Origin of the sequence: Pyxidicoccus trucidator, from assembly GCF_010894435.1 — a bacterium.
Lineage (GTDB): Bacteria > Myxococcota > Myxococcia > Myxococcales > Myxococcaceae > Myxococcus > Myxococcus trucidator.
In genome coordinates, this window is record NZ_JAAIXZ010000005.1 from 115,565 (window position 1) to 138,088 (window position 22,524).

The 22,524-nt window shown below is 70.6% G+C and carries 21 protein-coding genes; 11 read left to right on the forward strand and 10 right to left on the reverse strand.

Going from position 1 to position 22,524, the window contains the following annotated elements:
• The first annotated feature begins 16 nt into the window (after positions 1-16).
• The 5 genes from rpsB to G4D85_RS16355 all read left to right on the forward strand — a co-directional run bounded on the left by rpsB (position 17) and on the right by G4D85_RS16355 (position 4,752).
• Positions 17-1,012 (forward strand): 30S ribosomal protein S2, encoded by a 996-nt coding sequence (rpsB, locus tag G4D85_RS16335; RefSeq protein WP_164012946.1) that lies wholly within the window; start codon positions 17-19, stop codon positions 1,010-1,012.
• A gap of 154 nt (positions 1,013-1,166) precedes the next feature.
• The gene (tsf, locus tag G4D85_RS16340) at positions 1,167-1,820 is read left to right on the forward strand and encodes a translation elongation factor Ts (RefSeq protein ID WP_164012948.1); all 654 of its coding nucleotides are present in this window, start codon (positions 1,167-1,169) and stop codon (positions 1,818-1,820) included.
• A 209-nt stretch (positions 1,821-2,029) separates the two neighbouring features.
• A complete protein-coding gene (pyrH, locus tag G4D85_RS16345; protein ID WP_164012950.1) occupies positions 2,030-2,782 on the forward strand; it encodes a UMP kinase in 753 nt (250 codons plus the stop codon).
• 45 nt (positions 2,783-2,827) lie between these two features.
• Positions 2,828-3,385: a ribosome recycling factor gene (frr, locus tag G4D85_RS16350; protein ID WP_164012952.1), complete on the forward strand. Its 558-nt coding sequence runs from the start codon at positions 2,828-2,830 to the stop codon at positions 3,383-3,385.
• Positions 3,385-4,752, forward strand: coding sequence for a diguanylate cyclase (locus G4D85_RS16355; RefSeq protein WP_164012954.1), 1,368 nt, complete (start codon positions 3,385-3,387; stop codon positions 4,750-4,752). The genes frr and G4D85_RS16355 overlap by 1 nt, the downstream gene beginning before the upstream one ends.
• On the opposite strand, the gene cyaY is transcribed toward G4D85_RS16355, so the two are convergent.
• Positions 4,740-5,072, reverse strand: coding sequence for an iron donor protein CyaY (gene cyaY, locus G4D85_RS16360; RefSeq protein WP_164012956.1), 333 nt, complete (start codon positions 5,070-5,072; stop codon positions 4,740-4,742). The two genes, G4D85_RS16355 and cyaY, sit on opposite strands and share 13 nt — an antisense overlap.
• Before the next feature lie 13 nt (positions 5,073-5,085).
• Positions 5,086-5,580 carry a SixA phosphatase family protein gene (locus tag G4D85_RS16365; RefSeq protein ID WP_164012958.1) on the reverse strand — a complete coding sequence of 165 codons (495 nt, stop codon included), beginning with the start codon at positions 5,578-5,580 and terminating at the stop codon, positions 5,086-5,088.
• Between the two features lie 335 nt (positions 5,581-5,915).
• Here G4D85_RS16365 and G4D85_RS16370 point away from each other — a divergent pair, with 335 nt between their 5' ends.
• Positions 5,916-6,434 (forward strand): hypothetical protein, encoded by a 519-nt coding sequence (locus G4D85_RS16370; protein ID WP_240359316.1) that lies wholly within the window; start codon positions 5,916-5,918, stop codon positions 6,432-6,434.
• Positions 6,435-6,465: 31 nt separating this feature from the next.
• Here the strand turns inward: G4D85_RS16370 and G4D85_RS16375 are convergent, their stop codons facing one another.
• Positions 6,466-10,245, reverse strand: a complete 3,780-nt coding sequence (locus G4D85_RS16375) for an FAD-dependent oxidoreductase (protein WP_164012962.1) — start codon at positions 10,243-10,245, stop codon at positions 6,466-6,468.
• 262 nt (positions 10,246-10,507) lie between these two features.
• On the opposite strand from G4D85_RS16375, the gene G4D85_RS16380 reads away from it, so the two are divergent.
• Positions 10,508-11,443, forward strand: a complete 936-nt coding sequence (locus G4D85_RS16380; protein ID WP_240359317.1) for a class I SAM-dependent methyltransferase — start codon at positions 10,508-10,510, stop codon at positions 11,441-11,443.
• Between the two features lie 12 nt (positions 11,444-11,455).
• Positions 11,456-13,348, forward strand: a complete 1,893-nt coding sequence (locus tag G4D85_RS16385) for a hypothetical protein (RefSeq protein ID WP_164012964.1) — start codon at positions 11,456-11,458, stop codon at positions 13,346-13,348.
• Here the strand turns inward: G4D85_RS16385 and G4D85_RS16390 are convergent.
• The 3 genes from G4D85_RS16390 to G4D85_RS16400 all read right to left on the reverse strand — a co-directional run bounded on the left by G4D85_RS16390 (position 13,326) and on the right by G4D85_RS16400 (position 17,516).
• Positions 13,326-14,174: a glycosyltransferase gene (locus tag G4D85_RS16390; RefSeq protein ID WP_164012966.1), complete on the reverse strand. Its 849-nt coding sequence runs from the start codon at positions 14,172-14,174 to the stop codon at positions 13,326-13,328. The two genes, G4D85_RS16385 and G4D85_RS16390, sit on opposite strands and share 23 nt — an antisense overlap.
• Before the next feature lie 271 nt (positions 14,175-14,445).
• Positions 14,446-15,282, reverse strand: coding sequence for a hypothetical protein (locus G4D85_RS16395; protein ID WP_164012968.1), 837 nt, complete (start codon positions 15,280-15,282; stop codon positions 14,446-14,448).
• Entirely contained in the window at positions 15,279-17,516 is a 2,238-nt protein-coding gene (locus tag G4D85_RS16400; protein ID WP_164012970.1) for a glycosyltransferase family 4 protein, read from the reverse strand. The genes G4D85_RS16395 and G4D85_RS16400 overlap by 4 nt, the downstream gene beginning before the upstream one ends.
• Before the next feature lie 41 nt (positions 17,517-17,557).
• On the opposite strand from G4D85_RS16400, the gene G4D85_RS16405 reads away from it, so the two are divergent.
• Positions 17,558-18,649, forward strand: coding sequence for a glycosyltransferase family 4 protein (locus G4D85_RS16405; RefSeq protein ID WP_240359318.1), 1,092 nt, complete (start codon positions 17,558-17,560; stop codon positions 18,647-18,649).
• A gap of 14 nt (positions 18,650-18,663) precedes the next feature.
• The gene (locus G4D85_RS16410; RefSeq protein ID WP_164012974.1) at positions 18,664-19,176 is read left to right on the forward strand and encodes a hypothetical protein; all 513 of its coding nucleotides are present in this window, start codon (positions 18,664-18,666) and stop codon (positions 19,174-19,176) included.
• Positions 19,177-19,186: 10 nt separating this feature from the next.
• On the opposite strand, the gene G4D85_RS16415 is transcribed toward G4D85_RS16410, so the two are convergent.
• A complete protein-coding gene (locus tag G4D85_RS16415; RefSeq protein WP_164012976.1) occupies positions 19,187-19,705 on the reverse strand; it encodes an NADAR family protein in 519 nt (172 codons plus the stop codon).
• A gap of 116 nt (positions 19,706-19,821) precedes the next feature.
• On the opposite strand from G4D85_RS16415, the gene G4D85_RS16420 reads away from it, so the two are divergent.
• Positions 19,822-20,547 (forward strand): hypothetical protein, encoded by a 726-nt coding sequence (locus G4D85_RS16420; RefSeq protein ID WP_164012978.1) that lies wholly within the window; start codon positions 19,822-19,824, stop codon positions 20,545-20,547.
• A 23-nt stretch (positions 20,548-20,570) separates the two neighbouring features.
• Here G4D85_RS16420 and G4D85_RS16425 read toward each other — a convergent pair whose 3' ends face one another.
• The 3 genes from G4D85_RS16425 to G4D85_RS16435 all read right to left on the reverse strand — a co-directional run bounded on the left by G4D85_RS16425 (position 20,571) and on the right by G4D85_RS16435 (position 22,505).
• Positions 20,571-21,164, reverse strand: a complete 594-nt coding sequence (locus tag G4D85_RS16425; RefSeq protein ID WP_164012981.1) for a DUF998 domain-containing protein — start codon at positions 21,162-21,164, stop codon at positions 20,571-20,573.
• A gap of 157 nt (positions 21,165-21,321) precedes the next feature.
• The gene (locus G4D85_RS16430; RefSeq protein WP_164012983.1) at positions 21,322-21,981 is read right to left on the reverse strand and encodes a glycosyltransferase family 2 protein; all 660 of its coding nucleotides are present in this window, start codon (positions 21,979-21,981) and stop codon (positions 21,322-21,324) included.
• Positions 21,978-22,505, reverse strand: a complete 528-nt coding sequence (locus G4D85_RS16435) for a class I SAM-dependent methyltransferase (RefSeq protein ID WP_164012985.1) — start codon at positions 22,503-22,505, stop codon at positions 21,978-21,980. The genes G4D85_RS16430 and G4D85_RS16435 overlap by 4 nt, the downstream gene beginning before the upstream one ends.
• Between the last annotated feature and the right edge of the window lie 19 nt (positions 22,506-22,524).

The window sequence follows — 22,524 nt, forward strand, 5'->3', positions numbered from 1 at the left end:
CCGGAGAGAGACTCACATGGAAACGCAGGACACGCAGACGCAGGGCCAGGCGATGGCCGCAGCCAGCGGCATCACGATGCGGCAGCTCCTGGAGGCCGGTGTTCACTTCGGCCACCAGACGAAGCGCTGGAACCCGAAGATGAAGCCCTACATCTTCGGCGCGCGTAACGGCATCTACATCATCGACCTGCAGAAGACGGTGACGATGGCCCGTTCCGCGTTCCGCTTCGTGGCGGACATCACGGCGCGGGGCGGCTCGGTGCTCTTCGTGGGCACCAAGAAGCAGGCGCAGGACGTCATCCGCGAGGAGGCCGCGCGCGCCGGTCAGTTCTTCGTCACCAGCCGCTGGCTGGGTGGCACGCTGACCAACTTCAAGACCATCAAGCAGGGCATCGACCGCCTGAAGACGCTGGAGAAGATGGCCGAGGACGGCACCTTCGACCGGCTTCCGAAGAAGGAAGTCGCCCAGCTCGAGCGTGAGCGCGAGAAGCTGGAGAAGAACCTGGGCGGCGTGAAGGAGATGTCGAAGCTGCCCCGCTGCGTCTTCGTCATCGACCCGAAGAAGGAGCACATCGCCATCCACGAGGCGAGCCGCCTGGGCATCCCCGTGATTGGCCTGGTGGACACCAACTGCGACCCGGACGGCATCGACTTCGTCATCCCGGGCAACGACGACGCCATCCGCTCCATCAAGCTCTTCACCTCGAAGATCGCCGAGGCGTGCCTCGAGGGTGCGGCGCGCTACCGCGCGTCCGGCGCCGCCGAGCGCGACGAGCAGGAGGAGCGTGAGGGCCGTGACGACCGCGGTGACCGCCGTGACGACCGCCGGGGCCCGCGCCGCGGCGACCGCCGTGACGACCGCGGTGGCCGTGGTGGTGACCGTGGCGGCGACCGCGGTGGCGACCGCCGGGGTCCGCTCGTGGAGATGAAGGGCGCCCCCGTCGCCGCCGAGCAGCCGGCCGCCGAGCAGCCGGCCGCCGAGGCGGGCGGCGAGACGCCGGCGGCCGAGTAGCCGCCCCCTCCCTCACGTCGGTTTCAAGGCGGCCGGGTGGCGCAGCTGCGACCCGGCCGCCCCTGTTTCCTGTGTACCGCAGTACCCCTTTTTCAAACCCCGATGCTCCGCCCGGCGCGCCGCGCCCTCGTAGTGGTGGAGGCTGGAGACGAACATGGCTGAGGTCAGCGCCCAGATGGTGAAGGAGCTCCGCGAGAAGACCGGCGCGGGCATGATGGACTGCAAGAAGGCGCTCGCCGAGAGCGCCGGGGACTTCACGAAGGCCGAGGAGTGGCTGCGCAAGAAGGGCATCTCCCGCGCCGCCTCCAAGGGTGACCGCGTCGCGGCCGAGGGCATCATCGGCACCTACGTCCACGGTGGCCGCATCGGCGTCATCGTCGAGGTCAACTGCGAGACGGACTTCGTCGCCCGCAACCCGGACTTCCAGGACCTGGTGAAGGACGTGGCCATGCAGGTCGCCGCGACCAACCCCAAGTACGTCCGCCGCGAGGAGGTTCCTACCGAGAACCTCGACAAGGAGCGCGAAATCGAGCGCGAGCTGCTCAAGCAGCAGGGCAAGCCCGAGGCGATGCTGGACAAGATCCTCGTCGGGAAGATGGAGAAGTTCTACGAGCGCGTGTGCCTCGTGGACATGCCCTGGGTGAAGGACGACAAGAAGAAGGTCGGGGAGATGGTCACCGAGCGCGCCGCGAAGATTGGCGAGAAGGTCGCCATCCGCCGCTTCACCCGCTTCGAGGTGGGTGAGGGCATCGAGAAGAAGAAGGACGACCTCGCCGCCGAGGTCGCCAAGACGCTGGGCCAGGCGTAGTCCTCCCCCGCGCCCCCTTCCGGGGCGCCAGGGTGGAACGCCGGTAGACAGGGCCGCGCGCACGGGACTCCCCCAGGGGGAACCGGGCGGCGCGGCCCTCGTCTTTGCGGGCGGCCCCCCGCCCGTGCGACCGACAGCGGACGATAGAAGCCCTCCAGGCCGACACTGGCGTTGATCGGGCGCGGGACGGGGGATAGAAGCGGTCGCGCATGTCCTCCGACACGAAGAGCCCTCTCCGTTACAAGCGCATCCTCCTCAAGCTCTCGGGCGAGGCCCTGATGGGCGAAGGGAAGTACGGCATCCACCCGCCCACCCTGCTCGCCATCGCCGAGGAGGTCATCGAGGTGTCGAAGGCCGGCGTGGAGGTGGCCCTCGTCATTGGCGGCGGCAACATCTTCCGCGGCGTGGCGGGCGCCACCGAGGGCATGGACCGCGCCAGCGCGGACTACATGGGCATGCTGGCCACCTGCATCAACTCCATGGCGATGCAGGACGCGCTGGAGAAGAAGGGCGTGCACACGCGGGTGCTGTCCGCCATCAAGATGGAGCAGATCGCCGAGCCCTACATCCGCCGCCGCGCGGTGCGTCATCTGGAGAAGGGCCGCATCGTCATCTTCGCCGCGGGCACCGGCAACCCGTACTTCACCACGGACACCGCCGCCTCCCTGCGCGCCATGGAGATCAACGCGCAGGTCATCCTGAAGGCGACGAAGGTGGACGGCATCTACAACGCGGACCCGAAGAAGGAGCCCACCGCGCGCCGCTACAAGACGCTGACGTACATGGACGTGCTGCGGCAGAACCTCAACGTGATGGACTCCACGGCCATCTCGCTGTGCATGGACAACAAGCTGCCCCTCATCGTCTTCGACCTGACCGTGCCTGGGAACATCCGCCGCGCGGTGCTCGGCACTGAGGACATTGGTACGCTGGTGGGTGGGACGGAAACGGCCTGGGCCTAGCGCCCGGAGCCCCCGCCGCCGGAAATCACTCAAGGAGAGACCGCAATGAGTGGAGACGTCGTCGCCGAACTGAAGACCCGCATCGACAAGTCGCTCGAGGACTTGAAGAGGGAGCTGACGAAGGTCCGCACCGGGCGGGCCAGCATCTCCATCCTGGATGGCATCCGGGTGGACTACTACGGCACCCCCACGCCGCTGTCCGGCGTGGCCAGCGTCAACGCCCCGGAGCCCCGGCTCATCACCATCAAGCCGTGGGAGAAGACCGTCCTCAAGGAGATCGAGAAGGCGCTCCGCGAGGCGAACCTGGGCATCAACCCGATGAACGACGGGGAGATGATCCGCCTGCCCTTCCCGCCGCTCACCGAGGAGCGCCGCAAGGACATCGCCAAGCAGGTGAAGACGAAGGGTGAGGACCACAAGGTCGCCATCCGCAACGTCCGCCGCGACGCCAACGAGGCGCTCAAGGTCCAGCTCAAGGACAAGAAGATCACCGAGGACGACCACAAGCGCATCACCGAGGTCGTCCAGAAGCAGACCGACGCGGGCATTGCCCAGGTGGATGACATCGTGAAGAAGAAGGAGAAGGAGGTCATGGAGGTTTGATGGCCCTCGTTCTCCTGGCCGAGCCCTCCGTGCCGGTGGCGGGCGCGCTGCGTCGCTACCTGGAAGGCGCCGGCCACGAGGTGCTCTCGGTGAGCAGCGCGGATGAAGCGCTGCGCGCCGGCAGGGCACGTCCACCCGCCCTGGTGCTGGCCGCCGGGACGGGGACGCTGGACGGTGAGGCGCTGTGCCGCGAATTCCGCGCACAGGGCGTCACCGTCCCGATGCTGCTGCTGTACCCGCCGCAGGAGGACTACGCGGACGAGCGCGCCACCGAGGCGGGCGCGGACGGGTGCCTGGTGGGGCCCCTCAAGCGCGCCAACGTGCTGACCTGCGTGGCGCTGCTGCTGCAACGCGAGGAGGCCCGGCGGGGGGCGGCGGCGAGCGCGGCCTACGATGGCTCCGTTCGCGCCATCTCCACCGGCTCCCCCGGCGCCAACCTGGGGCTGACGCCGGGCCCGTATCCCGTCGTCCCGGGTACTTCTCCGGCCGAGGTTCCTGACGAGGACTTCGGTGCCCTGAGTGGGGAGCTGGAGGCTCCTGGGGCGGGCCCGGAGGTCGCTCCTGGCGTGCCCTCCGGCGCCACCCCTCGCCCGGGCCTGGGCCTGACGCCTGGAGCCTTTTCCAGTGCCGCGCCAGGCGCGGGTGGGGCACCTGGCGCTGGTGTCGCCGCGGCGCATGGCGCGTCCTTCGTCGGCGCGGATGTGGCGCCCGGTGTGGCATCCGCCGCGTCGCGGGGGGCGGGCTCCGCGTCCGTTACCCAGCGGGCCTCCGGGTTCGCGATTACGCCCGTGCCGGGCTCGCTGACGACGCTGGAGTCCGAGGGGCGCCGCATCACCCGCCCGGAAATGCCCGCCGTGGGCACGTCCCCGGACTTCGAGTTCCTCAAGCGGCTGATGCTGATGGAGGTGAAGCGCAGCCGGCGCTACCGCTACCCCATTGCCCTGCTGCTGGTGGAGCTGGACCGCTTCCCGGAGCGCTCCGCGTCGCTGTCCCCGGCGGCTCGCACGGCGGTGCTGGCCGAGGCGCTGGGGCTGCTGGTGGCGGGCGTGCGCGACATCGACGTGGCGGTGCCCTTCGCGGACAGCCGTTACGTGGTGTTCCTGCCGCACACCCCGCGCTCCGGCGCGCTGGTGGTGGCCGGGCGCCTGCGCGAGCGGGTGGGCACCCTGCGTGGCCTCCAGGGCGCGACTGCGTCCGTGGGGGTGGCCGTGTCCGAGCCGCCAGGGGGCAAGGCGCCCGCGTCGGGTGCCGGAGCCCAGGTGAGCTTCGGCAGCCTGCTGAAGGAAGCGGGCGAGGCGCTGCGCCGCGCGCAGGCGGCCGGGGGAGACCGGGTGGAGCCGGCGGGCGGAAAGCCTCAGCCGGGGTAGACGAAGTCCACGCCGCTGATGTCGTGCACCACGTCCGCGACGAAGGCGAGCAGCTCCAGGCCCCGCCCCTTGTCGTCCTTCCAGGTGCTGGTGGCCGTGTCGTAGGTGAAGTGGATGCCCTGGCCCCGGCCAGCCACCCAGATCTGCCTCACGGCGCGCTGGGTGTTGACGATGCACTTCTCGCGCGAGCGGGTGGTGAGCGTCACCATGTCGCCCGTGCTCTCGGCCTCGAGGAGGTCCGGGTCGATGGCGTCCGCCGCGGCGAGGATGCGCTTGAAGGCAGCGGTGGCGAGCTGGTTGTAGCGGGCTTCGTCCATCATGGCCGCGTGGGCCTCACTGGATGACGTCGAGCACCTGCTGGCCAGGAGCCGCGTAGAACAGGAACTTCAGCTGCGGCGTCTCGCCTTCCGTGCGCTCCAGGGCGATGACGGTGCCCGGGTTGACGGGCTTGGGGAAGGACTGCATGCCCAGCAGGTGGGCCGCGAGCGCGCCCATGGAGGGCTGGTGCCCCACGAGGGCCAGGTTCTGGTCCGAGTGCTCCAGCAGCACCGGCTCCACCGCGCCCACGGGCATGTCGGGCAGCAGGCAGCGGTGCGCCTTCAGCAGGCCCTCGTGCTTCGTGACGAAGGAGAGGATCTGCGCCGTCTGCACGGTGCGAACCAGCGGGCTGGTCAGGATGAGCCCCACCTGCCCCATGCGCTCCGACAGGGACGAGAAGTGCTGGGCCGTGCTGGCGCGGGACTTCGCGGTGAGCGCGCGCGCCTCGTCGCCAAGACCCTCGGGGATCTCTGCGTCCGCATCGCCGTGCCTAACCAGGAAAATCCTCAAAGTCCCTCCACCGCTTTCGACAGGACCGCGGTTCGTACACGAGCGTGGCCCGGTTGGTCAAAGGTAATGCGGCGATTGTTCAGTGGCCGGAACAACCCCGTCGTGACAGAGAGAGAAGGGCGCCTCCTCCCGCCGCGCAAGGGGCGGGAGCGCCTGGAGGGCCTGGCCCGTCTGGAGGAGAACGCATGCGCAAGGTGCTCTCGGGACTGTTGGTACTGTTGGCCTTCTCGGCTTGTAAGAAGGAAGAGGGTCCATCCCGCCCGGTACCTGGGGAGGCAGCCGAGGCAGCCACGGGCGGCCCTGCGCCTGGCGAGGACGCGGCGGGCCCCTATTCCGTGACGAAGGAAAAGCTGGACGCCTATGTGGGCTACCAGCAGCGCATGCTGGAGGTGTACGGCTCGCTGCTGAAGGGCCTGCACGGCCTGGGCGCGCTGGTGGACGCGGGCACGCCCGAGGCCATGGCGTCCGCGCGTGCCGGGCTGAAGGTGGTGGAGGCCAAGGCCAAGGCCGAAGCCGAGGCCCGCGCGCAGGCGGGGCTGAGCGAGGCGGACGTCAACGGCATCGCCGAGGTGGTGACGGCCGTCATCAGCCAGCGTCAGCTCGGGCGCACGCTCCAGTACGAGGAGGAGCTGAAGAAGCTGGAGGCGCTCCAGGCGAGGCTTCCTCCCGAGCAGCAGGAGGGCATGGCGGCCCAGGTGGCCTCCATGCGCCGCCAGGTGGAGGCCTTCGAGAAGCTGGCCGACGCGCGGCGCGAGTACGGCGACGCCAACGTGGACGTGGTCCTCACCCGCGAGGACGAGCTGATGAAGAACTACCAGGAGATGCTGCGGGTCTTCACCGGCACGCGCCGGTGAAGACCTCGGGCTCGGGCTCGGAGGCCCCGCCTCAGACGCGCTTGAGGTGCGGCGCCTTCTTGAGCAGCTGCGCCAGGAAGACGTCCGCCACCTTCTCCATGACGGTGTTGCCGCGCAGGCGCTGGTTGAGGTTGACGAAGTCCACCTGGTCCAGCCGCTGGTCCTGGTTGTAGCAGGAGAACACCCACGTCTCCTTGCCGGTGAGCGGGTCCACGTGCCGCTGGAGGCACTGGGCGCAGATCTCCTTCATCATGCACTGCATCGGCGAGTTGATGGAGCCGATGGCCTCGTGGCCGGGCTTGAGGTGCGGCTGGAGCACGCCGTGCCGCGCCTCGGCCACCGCGCGCATCATCCGGTCCGAGCCGATGGCGATGATGCGGTCCACCTCGGCCAGGGAGAGGACGGGCGCCGGGCCCAGCCGGTTCTCCGCGTAGGCCAGCATGGCCTGCACCACGTTGCCGCGGAACGCCGAGTCCTGCGGGCGGCGGGGCTCAATCGTGTCCCCGCCGTCCACCGACCACACAATCTGGTCCGTGCCGGCCTCGATTTCGTCCTGCTTGAAGGAGTCCGACTTCTGCCGGTAGCCGGCGAAGTAGATGACGCGGCAGCCGGCCGCCTTGAGCGAGCGGGCGATGGAGAAGAGCACCGCGTTGCCCAGGCCGCCGCCGACGAGCGCCACCGTCTCGTTGTGGCCGATTTCGGTGGGCGCGCCGGTGGGGCCCATGAGGACCACGGGCTCGCCGGGGGTGAGCGCGGCGCACAGGCGCGAGGACGAGCCCATCTCCAGGACGATGGTGCCCATCAGTCCCTTCTCCTTGTCCACCCACGCGCCGGTGAGGGCCAGGCCCTCCATGGTGAGGCGCATGCCGTCCACCACGGGCGCGTTCCGCTCGAAGTTCTGGAGCCGGTAGAACTGGCCGGGCGAGAAGTGGCTGGCCGCGAAGGGCGCGCGCACCACCACCTCCACAATCGTGGGCGTCAGGCGGTTGACGGCGACGACGGTGGCCGTGAAGGCGTCATCCAGCTTCGCGAAGTGCGCGGCGCGCTGCTCCTCGCGGCGGGCCTGGGCCACTTCGTCGGTGAAGTCGAGCGAGGCGACTTCCTTCGCGTACAGGCGCGCCACCTCGGGGTGGCCGTCCTTTGCGCTGGCCATGGCCTTCACCACGTTGCCCGCGTAGGTGGGGTGGTTGTCGCCGTAGAAGGAGATGAGGTGGTCGTCCTTCCGGTACGAGGTGAAGAAGCCCGCCTTCGCCGCCGGGTCCTCCTTCGCCTGCACGGGCTTGAGGACGAAGCCGTTCCCTTCCTCCACCAGCTCGTGGCCCTGGAAGTACTCGCCGCGCGAGTCGAGCTGGAAGGTGCCCGGGTACTCCTTCTCGTAGGTGACGTTGGGGGACGTGCCGGCGGCGACGCACACCGTGCGCGCGGGGAGCTCGAAGAACTCGCCGCTGCCCTTGAGCTTGCCGTCCTTCGTCACCATGCGCTCGAAGACCAGGGCGCGCACGGCACCCGAGGCGTCCGGCAGGGCCTCCACCGGGCTCATGCGCTCGATGAAGCGGATGCCCTCTTCCAGCGCCTTCGTCACTTCCTCGTGGTTGAGGCGGTAGGCGGGGGACTCGGTGAGGCCGCGGCGGTAGACGAGGCTCACCCCGCCCCAGCCGCGCACCAGCTTGATGAAGTCCGGGTTGCGTCCTTCCGCCTGGGCCTTCTCGCGCTCGGCGCGCACCGCGCGGCCGTGCTCCAGGAACAGCTGGTAGGTGACGCGCTCCTCCGCGTCGAGGCGGGCCAGCACGGCCTCCTCGCCCAGGTCCGCCGCCAGTCGCTCGTGGCGGGAGAGCGTCTTCTCCACCTGCACCGGGTAGTACGCCATCAGCTCGGTGGCGGTGTCGATGCCGGTGAGGCCGCCGCCGATGACGATGGCGGGCAGCTGCACCTGGAGGTTGGCCAGCGAGTCCTTCTTGAAGGCGCCGGTGAGCTGCAGCGCCATGAGGAAGTCGCTCGCCTTGCGGATGCCCCGGATGAGGTTGTTCTTCATCCCGATGATGGTGGGGCGCCCCGCGCCGGCGGCGATGGCGATGTGGTCGAAGCCCAGCTCCCACGCGTCGTCAATCGTCAGCGTGCCACCGAAGCGGACGCCGCCGTAGATGCGGAAGCCCTCGCGGCGCGCCAGCGTCAGGTGGATGAGCGTGAGGAAGTTCTTGTCCCAGCGCACGGTGATTCCGTACTCGGACACGCCGCCAAAGCCCTCCAGCACGCGCTCGTCCAGCTCGCTGGTGAGCGCGGACCAGTCGCGGATGGGGCGCAGGGCGCGGCCGTTGCGGCCCACCAGGTCATCCGGGAAGGGCTCAATCTTGAGGCCGTCCACGCCGGTGACGCCGAAGCCCTCGTTGAGCAGGTAGTGGGACAGCGTGTAGCCGGCGGGGCCCAGGCCCACCACCAGCACGTTGCGGCCCACGTAGGGCAGGGCGTACGGGCGGCGGACGTTGAGCGGGTTCCACCGGGTGAGCAGGCCGTAGATTTCGAAGCCCCAGGGCAAATCCAGCACGTCCGTGAGGGTGGCCGTCTCCGCCAGGGGGATGTTCACCGGCTCCTGCTTCTGGAAGATGCACGCCTTCATGCAGTCATTGCAGATGCGGTGGCCGGTGCCCGGGCACATCGGGTTGTCGAGCGTCACCATGGCCAGCGCGGCCACGGAGTCGCCCTCGCGCTTGAGCGCGTGCGCCTCGGAGATGCGCTCGTCGAGCGGGCACCCGTTGAGGGGGATGCCCAGCGGGTTCTTCTTGAAGTTGTGCCCTTCCGCCACCGGGTCCTTCGCCGGGAAGCCCTTGGAGCACGAGTCCTTCGAGCGCTCGTGGCAGATGACGCAGTAGTCCACCTCGTTCATCACGTCGCGCGGGGTGCCTCGGCGGTCGGTGAGCTTGAAGCCATCGCGGTGGCGCAGGTGGTGCTCGTCTCCCTCCATCACCTCGGGCAGCTGCGCGTCCGGGCGCTTGAGCTGGACGAGCTGGTCGAACACCAGCGGCTTGGGAATCCGGTGCGTGGACCACGCGTGGAAGACGTCCTTCGTCTCCGGGTGCAGGGCGCGCGCGTACGTCCAGCGGTCCGCCAGCGCCAGCAGCGCGCGCACGGCCTGGAGCTCCGCGGCGTCATCGCCCTGGGTGACGAGGCTGGAGCCGAAGGCGTCCCGGCCCTCGGGGGTGGACACGAGCCCCTCGCGCAGCGCCGCCCAGCGGGCGCGCATCGCCTCCGCGCGAGGCTGAAGCTCCGCGGGGAGGCTGCCGGCGAACAGGCGCTCCAGGTCCATCAGCGTGAGGACGGACTCGGCCAGGCCGCGCTCCAGGTCCCCGGTGGCCAGCGCCTCGGGGAAGCCCAGCTGCATCAGCAGCCGCATGCGCGCGTCCAGCGAGGGGAACTCCGCCAGGGAGGGGCGGTCCGCGGCGCCCTTCTTGAAGACGCGGCGGGTGATGAACTCGCGCTTGAAGTCGAAGAGGGGCAGCTCGCCCTTCAGCCGGCCGGCCAGCCGCTCCAGCTCGGACTCGAGACGGAAGAGCTTCGCGACGAAGCGCGACACGTGGCGGGACACGCGGATGAGCAGGTCCGACTCCGCGGGCCCGGCGAGGCCCGTGCCCCCGGCCTTGCGGTACGCGTCATACGCCTGGAAGAGCTCGGGCTCGTCTTCCGCGAGCTGCGCGTCGAAGCGCTCCATGAGCCGGCGCAGGCCGCGCGGGCGGTAGAGGTCCTCGAAGGTGAAGCCCGGCAGGCCCAGGGTCAGCGTGGGGGCGGGGTCGGTGGGCAGGTCGGTCAAGGCGCGCATATCACTGAAGGTGTGGGAGGAACCTGGGGGAACGGCTCCCGGGCGGGGCCTATTTCGCGGTGAGTCGCCCGGAAAGCAAGCGGGCTCGACACCGTGCGTGAAGGGCTGAGATGGAAGCGATGGGCCCGGCTTCGGTTGTAACGCGTCGGGCCGCCGGAGGCACTCCGCCTCGCGTCGTACCCGGGGAGGGGGCGGGCGGAAGGCGGCTCTTCCCCACCTGCCGTGTTGTGGGGGGCATTTCCCGAGGATACGGTGCGCCGCCATGACGGAACGCGCCTACCGCCGCCACCCTGAGCCCCAGCTGGCCCCGGTGCCCGACGCCTGCTACCTCTGCAAGGGGGGGCGACTGCGGATGAAGTTCCCCGCTCGCGGCGGTGGGGAGTCGGAGGGGGCGGCGGCCTACAATTGCACCTCTTTCGGCCACCGGAGCCACCCGCCCATCTGGGACTGCCTGGACTGCGGGATGCTCTTCCAGTGGCCCATGCGCTCGGCGCAGGAGCTGCTGTCGGCCTACCAGGACGTGGAGGACCCCCTCTACGTGGCGGAGAAGGACAACCGCTACCACACGTTCCGCAAGGTGGTGGAGGCGCTGGGGCCGGCGCGCGGCCGGACGGTGCTGGATGTGGGCGCCTACTGTGGCTACTTCCTGGACGTGGCGCGCGAGGCGGGCTTCCGCCCGGAGGGGCTGGAGCTGTCGCGCTGGGCGGCGGGGCACGCGCGCTCGCTGGGCTTCACGGTGCACGGCGTCCCGCTGGCGGAGCTGGCGGAGCGGGGCGTGCAGTACGACGTGGTGACGCTGTGGGACGTGGTGGAGCACTTCGCGGACCCGCGCGCGGAGCTGGAGACGGCCTTCCGGCTGGTGCGGCCCGGTGGGCGCATCTACCTGTCCACCATTGATGCTGGAAGCCTCGTGGCCCGACTGCTCGGGGGCCAGTGGCCGTGGCTGATGGACATGCACCTGTTCTACTTCGGCCGCGCCACGCTCGCGACGCTGCTGGAAGAGGTGGGCTTCCGTGTGACGGACACGCGGACGTACACGCACATCATCTCCGCGGACTACCTGCTGCGGAAGGTGGGCGCGAGCTTCCGCCCGGTGGCGCCGGTGCTGGAGCTGGCGCGCCGCGTGGTGCCGGGCGCGTGGGCCATTCCGTTCAACCTGGGCGACAACATGCTGATGGCCGCCGAGCGGCCGGCCTGACCCTCACCTTCTATGTCACCACTCCCGCGGCGGGTGCTCCACCCGCTGGTGCTGCTGGCGTTCTCGCTGCTGTCCGCGTTCCACACCTGGCCGCTGCTGTCGAAGCTGAAGGGCCACGTCGCGGGCGGGCGCGAAGACGTGCTGATGAACATGTGGCACCTCTGGTGGATGCGCCAGTCGGCGTGGGTGGACCCCCAGAACCCCTTCTTCTCGCCCCTGCTGCACTGGCCGCTGGGGGCGGAGCTGTACTGGCACACGCTGTCGCCCGCGAAGACGCTGTGGGGCGTGGTGCTGCTGCCGTTCATGCGCGTGGAGACGGCCTACAACCTCGTGCTCTTCAGCACCTTCGTGCTGACGGGGTACACGGCGTGGCTGCTGCTGGACTACCTGCTGCGGCGCGCGGACTTTCCTCCCGGGCTGGCGGCGGTGGCGGCGGTGGCGGGTGCGTGCGTGTTCAACTTCTCGCGCTACCACCTGAGCCACTCGGTTGCGCACCTCAACCTGTCCGCGCTGGAGGGCATCCCCCTCTACCTGTACTTCTTCCTGCGCTATCTGGACGAGGGCAAGCGCCGGTGGCTCGCGGGCCTGGCGCTGGCCGCGCTCTACACGCTGCTGTCCGACTACTACTACCTGCTCTACATCGCGCTCTTCTCCTTCCTCTGGGTGGTGGCCGAGCGCTGGCGCCGAGGGCCGCTGCTGTCGCCAGACACGCTGAAGGACGTGGGCGTGCGCAGGGCGGGGCTGGCGGCGCTGGCGGCGGGGCTGGTGTGCGTGCCGCCCGTGGTGCCGCTGGTGCTGCACATGTTCCCCGCGCCCCTGGCCATCCACCACGGGGACTCGGACTACTTCACGGACCTGTACGCCTTCTTCGTTCCGGACACGCTCTCCAGGTGGCACGAGTCCATGCCGGACCCGGCGCGGGAGTTCGCGGTGAATGTGGTGCGCGGGAAGATGTCGAGCAACGCGGAGGAGGCGGGCACCTTCCTCGGGTGGCTGACGCCGCTGTTGGCCGTGTTCGCGCTCTGGCGCGGCGTGCCCGAGGGCCGGCGCTGGGCGGGCCTGGGCCTGGGCTTCGCGGTGCTGTCCATGGGCACGGTGCTCAACATCAACCTCAGTGACAAGCTGTCCCCGGTGGTGCTGCTCCTGGCCGTGACGCTGCTGGTGGGCTGGGCGCCGGCGTGGCGCGGTCGGCCGTGGCATCGGGACGTGGTGGTGCTGCTGGGCCTGTGCACATTGCTGTCGTCGCGGTCGCCGCTCACCGCCTTCGAGCAGCCGCTGCTGGTGCAGGTGCCGATGCCGTACGTGGTGTTCAAGCACGTGGTGCCGCTCTTCTCGCGCGGAGGCATGCCCGTGCGCTTCGAGCTGCTCACCACGCTGGCGCTGGGCGTGCTCGTGGCCTTCGCGGCGGCGCACCTGGGGAGACTTGCGTCCCGGCGCGGCACGTGGGCGGGCCTGGGCGTGGCGCTCGCGGTGGCGCTGGTGCCGAACCTGGAGTACCGCGGCCAGCCGCTGCCCATGCCCGCGCTGCCGAAGCTGCCACCCGTGTTCGACGAGATTCGCTTCGCGCCCATGCCCGCGGCCGTCTTCACGGACCACGTGGTGGGGCAGTGGGAGCAGATCTACCACGGCAAGCCGGTGTCCTTCGCGCGCCTGTCCCGGCTGCCGGTGCGCGAGGCGGAGATGCTGGAGTCACGCATCTTCCGCGCGCTGGAGGGGCTCCACGGCTCCGCGGGGCGGGTGACTCCGGAGGAGCGCGAGGAGATGCGCCGCTTCCTGAAGGAGAACCACTTCCGCTGGTACGTCACGCACTACCACCACCCCGTGCGGCACCGCTTCGTGGTGGAGGAGCTGGGCGGGGAACTGGCGCACCAGGACGGCTACGTCACTGTCTATCGCTTCCCATGACACCGGCCGGGGACGACTCGCTCGCGGGCAGGGACTCGGGGGCCGTGGGGGCGGGGAGGGACAGCCGCTCCAGCCGACGGCGGAGCTGGAGCAGGCCCCAGAACATGCGCAGTCCGTCCAGGCCGGGGATGACCTTGGAGCCGCCGAAGTCCTCCCAGTCGATGGGGACCTCGAGGGCGCGGGCCCCCTGACGCTTGAGCAGCACCAGCAGCTCGATGTCCAGCAGCCAGCGTTCCTCACGCAGCACGTCCAGCAGCGGGCGCAGCAGGGCGCCGCGGATGAGCTTCACGCCGCACTGCGTGTCGTAGAAGTGCAGGCCGAAGTTGGAGTCCGTCAGCGTGGCGAAGATGCGTCCCTGCAGGTGGCGGTGGAGGTTGCGCACCACGCGGCGGCCGGCCATGAGGATGCGCGAGCCGGCAATCACGTCCACGTCGCGGCCGGTGGGGCTGGTGGCCAGCTCCACGAGCCGGTGGAACTCCTCGGCGCTGATGGCGCCGTCGGCATCCAGGAAGGCGAGCCACGTGGAGCCGGGCGGAGCGGAGCGCCAGCCCAGCCGGATGGCCGAGCCCTTGCCCTGGTTGCGCGGCGCGGCCACGTAGGTGAAGCGGTGGGGCGCGCCCTTCGCGGCGAGTCGGCCCTGGGCCTCCTCCACACAGGCGCGCTGCAGGGTGGAGTGCTCGGGGGCGCTGCCATCATCCACGACGGTGAACTGCACCGGCGGGGAGGGGCGCTCCAGGAAGACACGCGTGAGCTCGCCCACGAAGCGTGGCAGGCGCTGGCCCTCGTTGTACGCGGGGATGACCACGCTGATGAATGGCTGGTCCACGCGGCGGGTTTGACACGCGGGCGCCGGGGCGTCAACGCGCGGTATCCGGGGTTACGACGCCCTGGCGCTCGCGCCAGGTGTCTGCGCCGAGCGCGCGAGCGACCTCGGAGGAACTGGCGGTGGCGCCCCGGACGGATGGGCGGACGGAACGTTCATTCCAGGGCAGGGTGCCCGGAGACGAGGGCGCCCCGGGTGGATGGGCGCGGACGGAACGTTCATTCCAGGAGAGAGTTCCGCGCCTGGCGCTTGAGTAACGGCGCTGCCGTGGACGCTACTTCCGGCGACCGCGACGCCGGGCGCCCGGCTTGCGAGAGCGCGGATTGGCGTTCCCTGTCGTGGGAGTCGCGGGGGCCGGGCTTTCAGGCCGTGCACGAGGGGCGCCCTCCCGTGTGCGAGGAGACTGTCCCTCTTCGGACCTCGCATGGCGGGGCTTGGGAAGGACGGGCTCTCCGGCGGCCGGCGGTGGGGCCTTGGCCTCGGGAGTGGGCTTCCGGCTGGTAGCGGGCTTCGCCTGAGCTGGCGGCTTCGGGGGAGAAGCGGTTCGCTGGCCAGGCTTCGCGGCGGACTCCCGTGCGGGGGACGGAGTCGGCTTCGCAACCGGTCCCGCCGTCGCGGAGGACGCTGCCTTCTCCACGGCCCTCTCCGTCGGCGCCGCCTTCGTCACCGGCGACGTCTGGGCGGGGATGGGCCGCCGGTCGTCCTCGGGCGGCCTGCCGCCGCCGCGCGTCCGGAGCTCCTCCACCTCGCGCCGCAGGCGAATCACCTCTGCGGAGAGCTGGGCGTACGAGTCACGCACGTGCCCGTTGAACACGCGCTGCCGGCCCAGGGCCTCGTTGATGAACACCTGACACGACTTGCGGAAGGCCCACTTGGCCACCAGCACCAGCTGGCCCGCGCCGCCCCGGTGCGTGTGCAGCGGCAGCGAGCGCGTGGCGTCCGCGTTCTCCTCCAGCGCGTGCAGATTGAACGTCAGCGGCTCCACCCGGGGCTCCACGCCCCCGGCGGGCACCTCCACCGGCTCCGAGGAAGGAAGGCCGCGCGTGCGCAGGCGCTCCTCGATGCGGGAGATGAGCTCCCTCGCGGGAATGTCCCGTCCCAGCAGCTTCATTGGCGATTCTCCTCGAGGATGCGCTCCAGCTCCTCACGGTAGGCCGCCACCACCTGTGGCCAGCCCTGCTTCTTCACGTACGCGAGCCCCTTCTTCCCCAGCGGGCCCCGCTCGTCGCCCACCTCGCGCAGGCCCCGGATGAACGAGTCCAGGTCCGTGTACGTCCGGCCCGCCCCGCTGCGCTCCACCTGCCCCACCAGCACGTCCGAGCGCCCGTTCACCAACACCGGCGTGCCCTGCGCGAAGGCCTCCAGCGTCAGCAGCGACAGGCTCTCGTACCGGGACGGCACCACCACCGCCAGCGCTCCGGCCAGCGCGTCGTGCTTGTCCTGTTCGTCGATGCGGCCCAGGTAGCGCACGCCCTCGCCGGACAGCTCCATGTTGGTGTCGCCCGCCAGCACCAGGTCCGGCGCGTCCGCGTACCGCTGCTTCAGCGCCTGGTGGTACTGGAGCAGCTCTCCCACGCCCTTGCCCGGCTCCTGCCGCCCCACGTAGAGCAGGTAGTGCCCGCGGATGCCGTGCTTCTCCCGGAAGCGCGCGCCGTCCGCCTCGGGCCGGTCCACGCCCACGCCCACCACCCGCGTCCGCGCGTGGTTCGGGAAGTACTTCTCGATGATGGTCAGCTCCTCCGGCGTGAGGCAGAGGAGCGCGCGCGGGCGCTCGAACACGTCCGAGTACACGCCGAAGCGGATGGGCGACTCGTCATGCGTCGTGGGCACCAGCAGCGCCCGGTCCGCCACCAGCGGCAGCCCCCACACCGTCGGCGCGTAGAGGTACGTGAAGAACAGGTAGCCGTCGTACGCGTCGCGCGAGGTGGCCAGGTGGTCCAGCAGTCCGGGACACAGCGGGCCCTGCTCGGCCACCCACTGCTCCTCGCGCAGCCGCTCGTTGGGCTTGTCGAACACCTGCCGCGACAGCCCGTTGAAGCCGCGGATGTTGCGCACCCGCGTCGACGGGAAGCGCAGCACCTTGATGCCGTCCACCTCGTCCGGCCCCGGCGGGAAGACGTTGTCCCAGGACAGGTGGTTCTTCGCGCACGTGGTCAGCACCGTGATGTCCCAGTGCGGGGCCAGGTGCTCGGCCATCTGCGCGGCCAGCTTCTCCGCGCCGCCCGTCACCTCTCCGTAGCGCTGCACCACCAGCCCCACCCGAGGCCGCTTCGGCGCCTTGCGCGGGCGCGGCGCGGGCCGGGGCAGCTGCCCCTCCAGCGCGCGGGAGAGGGCGAGCTGCGCCGACGCCGCGGAGAAGTGCTCCAGCCTGCGCGTCTGTCCGGCGATGACCGGCGCGCGCAGGGACAGGTCCTCGCTCAGGTCCACCGCCAGCTCGGCGAGGAAGGCGAAGCGCTTCTGGTCGAAGGCCACCCCCGCGCCGCCCAGCGTCTCCGGCACCGCCGCCGCCGCGTACGCCAGCACCGGCACCTCGGCCGCCATGGCCTCGATGAGCGGGACGCCGAAGCCCTCGTGCTCGCTCATGGAGACGAAGACGGACGCGGAGCGGTACGCCGCCACCAGCTGCGCGTGGCTCAGCCGCCCGAGGAATTGCACCCCGCTCAAGCCCCGGGCCTGTTGCTTCAGCGAGCGGAAGTAGCGGCTGCCCGGCTCGTACCCGCCCACCATGAGCAGACGCGCCTGGGGCCGCAGCCGCAGCAGCTCGCGGTGCAGGGTGAGGAGGTCCTCGAAGCGCTTGTGCGGCATCACCCGGCTGACGCCGAGCAGCACGGGGCCGGGGCCGGAGAGCTGCTTCAGCAGCTTCTCGTCCGCGCTGGCCCGGCTGAAGCGCTCCGGCTCGATGAAGAGGGGCACCGTGTGGACGTTGCGGTAGCCCGCGGCGCGCAGCTCCGCGGCATTGAAGTCCGACACGCCGATGGCCACGTCCGCGAAGGGCGCCATGGCGGCGAGCTGGGCCCGCCCCGCCACCAGCGCATCCGCCAGCGGCAGGCCCGTGTAGAAGCGCGCGGGGCTGATGTTGTGGAACACGACTCCGCGCCGGCAGGGCAGGTGCATCAGCCGGCTGCTCAGCGGCGAGGCGATGCCGTGGTGGTACAGGACCAGGTCCTCGGGCCCGGGCTTCAGGGCGGAGGCGGGGCTGGCAAGACCCTCCAGGCCCGAGCCCACCTCGTCCGCGTACAGCGCGCCCGCGTGGCCCATCCGGCGCAGCAAGAGCTGGAGGTGCAGCGCGGCCTGCCCGGTGGCGTCGCCGGGGACAAAGCTTGGAATCAACTGGTGGATCGCCATGCGCGCCCTGCCTATCACACGACCGTGGTATGAGGCGCACCGTGTCCACCGGCCCCATCGCCTTCGACGCGACACTCTGGGACGAGCCGACCACCGGCATCGGCCTGTATACCCGTTGTCTTGCCTCCGCCCTGGAAGGACTGGGCGTGCGCCTGGAGAAGCTGGGCGCGCACGGCTCCGGCGAGCACCCCCGAGGTGACGCGGGTCGCACCGCGTGGACGCTCGGCCGGCTGCCGCGGGTGCTCCAGCACACGGGCGCGCCGCTGTACCACGCGCACGGCAACTTCAACCTCCCGCTCACCCGCGTGCCCGGCACGGCCTACGTGCTCACGGTGCATGACCTGATTCCGCTGCTGATGCGGGACACCGTGTCCAACGCCTTCCGCTGGCAGTTCCGCCTGTGGCTGGCGCGCAGCGTGGCGCTGGCGGACCGGGTGGTGTGCGTGAGCGAGCGCACCCGGCAGGATTTGCTGGCCCGCCTCCCTGAGGCGGAAGCGCGCACCGTGGTGGTGCCCAACGGCGTGGACCACGTCGACGTGCCGGTGCTGGACTCCACCAGCGTGGACTTCCTGCGCGCGCTGTCGCTGCCGAAGGACTACGTGCTCTACGCGGGCTCGCTGGACGCGCGGAAGAACGTGGACCTGGTGCTGGATGCCATGGAGCGGCTGCGCACGCGCGGCCGGCCGGTGTCGCTGGTGCTGGCGGGGCAGAGCTGGTTCGGCTCCGGCCGCGTGGAGAAGCGCATCGCCCGGCTGCGCTCGGAGGGGTACGACGTGCGCTCGCTCGGCTACCAGGCCGACCCCGTGTTCTACGAGCTGATGCGCCGCGCGGCCGTGTTCGTGTTCCCCTCGCGCTATGAGGGCTTCGGCCTGCCTCCGCTGGAGGCCATGCGCCTGGGCACGCCCACCATCGTCTCCAACGCGGGCTCGCTCCCGGAGGTCTGCGGCGACGCGGCGCTGGCGGTGGGGCCGGACGACGCGGAGGGGCTGGCCCAGGCCATCGACCGGCTGCTGCGCTCGCCGGAGGAGCGGAGGGCCCTGGCGGAAAAGGGGAAGGCCCGCGCCGCGGAGTTCACCTGGAAGCGGACCGCCGAGGGCACCCTGGCGGCGTACGAGGCCGCGCTTCGGCGTTAGCGGAGGAAGACACGATGCGAAAGCTCATCTGGACTGGCGTGGTGCTGTGCGGGCTTCTGGGCGGGTGCGCGAGCACGCCGGAGCGGACGGAGGAGCCCGCGCCGACCCAGCCCGAGTTCCAGCCCGGCGAGTCTCCCAAGAACACGACGTCCGAGGAGGGCAAGGCGCCCATCCAGCAGCTCGTCATCGGGCAGCAGCTCGCGCCGAAGGACTCCGTCAACATCGAGGGCTTCCGCGCGTTCCGCGATGTGATGGACGTGAGCGTGACGCACGGGGGCGGCTGCAAGGAGCACACGTACACGCTCGCGTGGGACGGAGAGTTCCAGGGGGGGACGGACGGCACTCCGGTGGCGAACCTCGTGCTGGTGCACGATGGGAACGAGGACCGCTGCAAGGCCATTGTCATGGCCACGCCGCGCTTCGACCTGAAGCCCATCTCCCAGCGCTTCCGCGAGAAGTACGGCAAGGCCACTGGCGCGGTGGACCTGGCCCTGGAAGGCCAGCCCACCGTGCGCTACGAGTTCTGAGCGGCGCGAGTCAGCGCGCGGGGCGGGCCTCCGTGACGCCCTCCGCGAGCAGGTCCTCACGCAGCTTCGTGAGCACCTTGCCCAGCAGGTTCAGCCCCCGCCACTTCGACGGGTCCTGGATGCGAGGGTCCTCCGCGCCCAGGCCCACGCCCCAGATGCGGTCCAGCGGACTGGCCTCCACCAGCTCCGTGCCCTTCGTGGCCAGCAGCGTCTCCAGGAGCTGCGCGTGCTGGGTGAACTTGGCGCGGTTGCCCTCGTAGACGATGCGCTCCCGCTCGCGCTCCCACAGCGCGGCGTCGAAGTTACGCACCTTGCGCCCCAGCGCCTTGTGCGTCTTCGGCGAGGCGGACTTCAGGATGCTCGCCAGCACCTCCGCGTCTCCGAAGAGGCGCGCCTTGCCCGCCATCATGTACTGCTCCGCGCACATGTAGCGGACGCCATCCACGACGAAGTCCGAGCGGTGCCACTGCGAAAAGGGGGACTCCTCACGCCAGAAGAACGTGAACCCGCGCTGCTCCGTTCCAGCCATGTGTCGTGTCTCCTGCTTGGTGTGGAGCATACACTAACGTTCCGGGCGCGCGAGCCTGACAAGGGGACTACACTGTCCCTCCGTACCGGACCGCCCAGGTCCCGGCTCTCGCCCTCATGAAACTCCCCGACGCCCAGTCCCTGCTGGAACGCTGCTTCGCCGGCATGCCGGAAGGCGCGCCCCGACTCTCCGAGCCTGGAGACCCGCGCTTCACGCTGCGCCAGAGCGCCGTGTGGCTGGAGTACCGCTGGTACGCCCACGCACGCGGCCTGGCGGAGGTGTTCCTCAAGTGGGGGCGCGTCCCGCTGGCGCAGAGCGCAGGGGCGGAGGCGACGGTGCTGCGCGTCCACCTGCTCGGCACCTCGGCGGAATTGGCGGGGCGGGCGCAGCGGCTGCTCGAAGGGGGCACGCCTTCCAGGGACCGCATCCTCGACCTCATCGGCGATGACGGCCTTCAGCGCGAGTGCGTCTCCTTCGGGAAGACGACTGTCACCGTGGAGCACTGGGAGCGGCCCGGCCCGAGCCCCCTGCTGGACGACGCGCGCTTCCAGTCGCTCGCGGCGACGCTGGAGGACGCGGGCTCCACGAACGAGGAGCGCCATGAGGCCGTGCAGCGGCTCGCCGCCGAGCGCAGCCCGCGCGTGGTGGAGGCCCTCGTCGCGCTGGTGGCGCGCAAGCCCTCGCTGATGGCGCTGCGCGTGCTGTCCGAGTGGGGCGTGGTACGGGCCCGGGACGCGCTCCAGCGGGACCTGGCCGCCGTCCGGCCTGACAACCCGGCGGACCTCTGGGCCCTCACCGCCCTGGACCGCCGCCTCGAAGCCTGGCAGGCGCTGGACGTCTGAGCTCGCCCTGGCTGAGGCGGGTCTCAGGAGGCCAGCACCAGCCACCCGCCCACCAGCAACATCCAACCGAACACCATCGCCTCCATGACGCGCTGGACGAGCCCGCGCACGGGCGACTCGAACGACAGCACGAAGATGCCGGCGAGGACCGCTTTCCCAAGCGTGGCCGTGACGGTGGCGAGGTCCGACAGCGACGCCAGGTCCTCGAAGGCGCGCCCGAGCTCAATCAAGCCGGCTCCCGCGCCGAAGTAGCCGGCCGCGCCGCCGAGGTTGTGAAGCTGGTTCCGCCAGGTTCCCCAGAACGGTGCTCCGACGTCACACGGAAACACCGCGGCGCCCACGTAGCTCACGCCCAGCAGGGAGAGCAGCACGAGGCCCGTCCCTGCATCCTCGGGCAGCCGGGAACCCAGCAGCGCCGCGAACACCCAGACCGCGAGGCCAAGGGGCGCGAACGCGAGCCAGGCCACCCGCCTCGCGTCGGGAGCCCCTGTCTCCCCCAGCTCGCTAATCGTGTGCCGCAGGTGGCTGTAGCCGGGGCGACGGCGAGCGAACCACCACGGGGGCACGGCGGCGAGCAGCCCGGCGAGGACCGCCGCCAGCAGGACCCAGAGGTTCATCCTCCAGCGCATAAGCGCGTGGCCCGCACGGAGAAAGCCGGCGCCACGCGCGGCCCGGGAGCACTCAGTGCCCGTGGGTTGAGTCGGAGCCGTTGCTACGTCGCCCCCGGGGAGTCGGCCACTCGCGGGCCGGTTCGGCCGAGCGCTTCACACCCTCTCAGCCCTCGTCGTGGATGAACTTGTAGTGGCCCTGCGTCACCCGGGAGCGCCACACGGACTTGACGGTGGGCACGTCCACCAGCCGGTAGCCCCGCTGCAGGAGCTGGAGGGACTGGTAGACGTCCGAGTTCCAGTGGGCGTATTCGCCATCAGGGAATGGGTGCTGCGCCAGCACGCCGGTCCTCGCGGCGAAGAGGCCTCCCTGGATGTGGAGGTGCGGCAGCGAGTTCGGGAAGCCCAGCTTGGACGGCGGGCCGCTCGGGGCGTGGGTGCCGGTGAGGGCCACCTTGCCCGTGGTGTCGTTCACCAGCGGCGCGAGGAGGTCCCACAGCCACGTCGGGTCCACCATCCGCCCGTGGTTGGCGCAGACGTAGAGCAGGAACGGGTGCGCCGCGGCCTTCACCGCGAGGTTCAGGGCCGGGCCGTAGTAGAGGTTGCGGCCTTCGTTCCAGAGGTACTTCGCGGGGACGACGCCATTCTCGCGCACCGCCTCCGCCAGCCTCGGCTGCGGCTTCGCGCTGTTGTCGACCACCAGCAACTCGGCGTCGAGGGCGCTCCGGTACAGCAACAGGGACGGCATGAGGTCGCGCATCAGGCGCGTCAGCGCCCGGTCCTCGTTGTCGTAAGCGACCATCACCACCGTGACGCCCGGCTTCACGTCCCGGGCCCCAACTTCACCGCGAGGGCGTAGATGTCCCCGGGTGTGGAAGCCGTGTCGATCATCGCGAAGCCGAACGGCGCCAGCCACTGCCGGAGCTGCTCGCGGTTGACGTTGCGGTAGTACTCACCGGGCCGCAGCCCCTGGCCGTCCACCGCCGAGTGGGGCGTGCGCCCGACACCCGCGGCCGTGAGGATGAACACCCCGCCCACGTGGAGCAGGGCCAGGGCGTTGTGGCAGATGCGCTCGGCCTCGGGCGTGTGCTCGAGCGTCTCGGTGCAGACGACGGTGTCGAACTGGCGGAAGGGCTCCGGGCGCCAGGTGGCGGCATCCCCGAGGAAGTCCACATTCTCCCCGTGGGCGATGTCCACGCCGACGTACTCCGAGCCGGGGAACAGCGGGCGGATGGAGCCGGAGTAGGGCCAGTTCCCCGCCACCGTCCGGCTCCCGAGCTCCAGGACCTGCTTGCGTGGCTCGAGCTGCGTGACAACCCGGGCCACGAACTTGTAGGCGCCTTCGTGCATCCCCCTGGAATATCAGAAG

Bases quoted from the DNA above. Each gene is read 5' to 3' on its own strand.
- rpsB (WP_164012946.1), top strand. From the start codon at position 17: ATGGAAACGCAGGACACGCAGACGCAGGGCCAGGCGATGGCCGCAGCC.
- tsf (WP_164012948.1), top strand. From the start codon at position 1,167: ATGGCTGAGGTCAGCGCCCAGATGGTGAAGGAGCTCCGCGAGAAGACC.
- pyrH (WP_164012950.1), top strand. From the start codon at position 2,030: ATGTCCTCCGACACGAAGAGCCCTCTCCGTTACAAGCGCATCCTCCTC.
- frr (WP_164012952.1), top strand. From the start codon at position 2,828: ATGAGTGGAGACGTCGTCGCCGAACTGAAGACCCGCATCGACAAGTCG.
- G4D85_RS16355 (WP_164012954.1), top strand. From the start codon at position 3,385: ATGGCCCTCGTTCTCCTGGCCGAGCCCTCCGTGCCGGTGGCGGGCGCG.
- cyaY (WP_164012956.1), bottom strand. From the start codon at position 5,072: ATGATGGACGAAGCCCGCTACAACCAGCTCGCCACCGCTGCCTTCAAG.
- G4D85_RS16375 (WP_164012962.1), bottom strand. From the start codon at position 10,245: ATGCGCGCCTTGACCGACCTGCCCACCGACCCCGCCCCCACGCTGACC.
- G4D85_RS16380 (WP_240359317.1), top strand. From the start codon at position 10,508: ATGACGGAACGCGCCTACCGCCGCCACCCTGAGCCCCAGCTGGCCCCG.
- G4D85_RS16385 (WP_164012964.1), top strand. From the start codon at position 11,456: ATGTCACCACTCCCGCGGCGGGTGCTCCACCCGCTGGTGCTGCTGGCG.
- G4D85_RS16395 (WP_164012968.1), bottom strand. From the start codon at position 15,282: ATGAAGCTGCTGGGACGGGACATTCCCGCGAGGGAGCTCATCTCCCGC.
- G4D85_RS16400 (WP_164012970.1), bottom strand. From the start codon at position 17,516: ATGGCGATCCACCAGTTGATTCCAAGCTTTGTCCCCGGCGACGCCACC.
- G4D85_RS16410 (WP_164012974.1), top strand. From the start codon at position 18,664: ATGCGAAAGCTCATCTGGACTGGCGTGGTGCTGTGCGGGCTTCTGGGC.
- G4D85_RS16415 (WP_164012976.1), bottom strand. From the start codon at position 19,705: ATGGCTGGAACGGAGCAGCGCGGGTTCACGTTCTTCTGGCGTGAGGAG.
- G4D85_RS16420 (WP_164012978.1), top strand. From the start codon at position 19,822: ATGAAACTCCCCGACGCCCAGTCCCTGCTGGAACGCTGCTTCGCCGGC.
- G4D85_RS16425 (WP_164012981.1), bottom strand. From the start codon at position 21,164: ATGAACCTCTGGGTCCTGCTGGCGGCGGTCCTCGCCGGGCTGCTCGCC.
- G4D85_RS16435 (WP_164012985.1), bottom strand. From the start codon at position 22,505: ATGCACGAAGGCGCCTACAAGTTCGTGGCCCGGGTTGTCACGCAGCTC.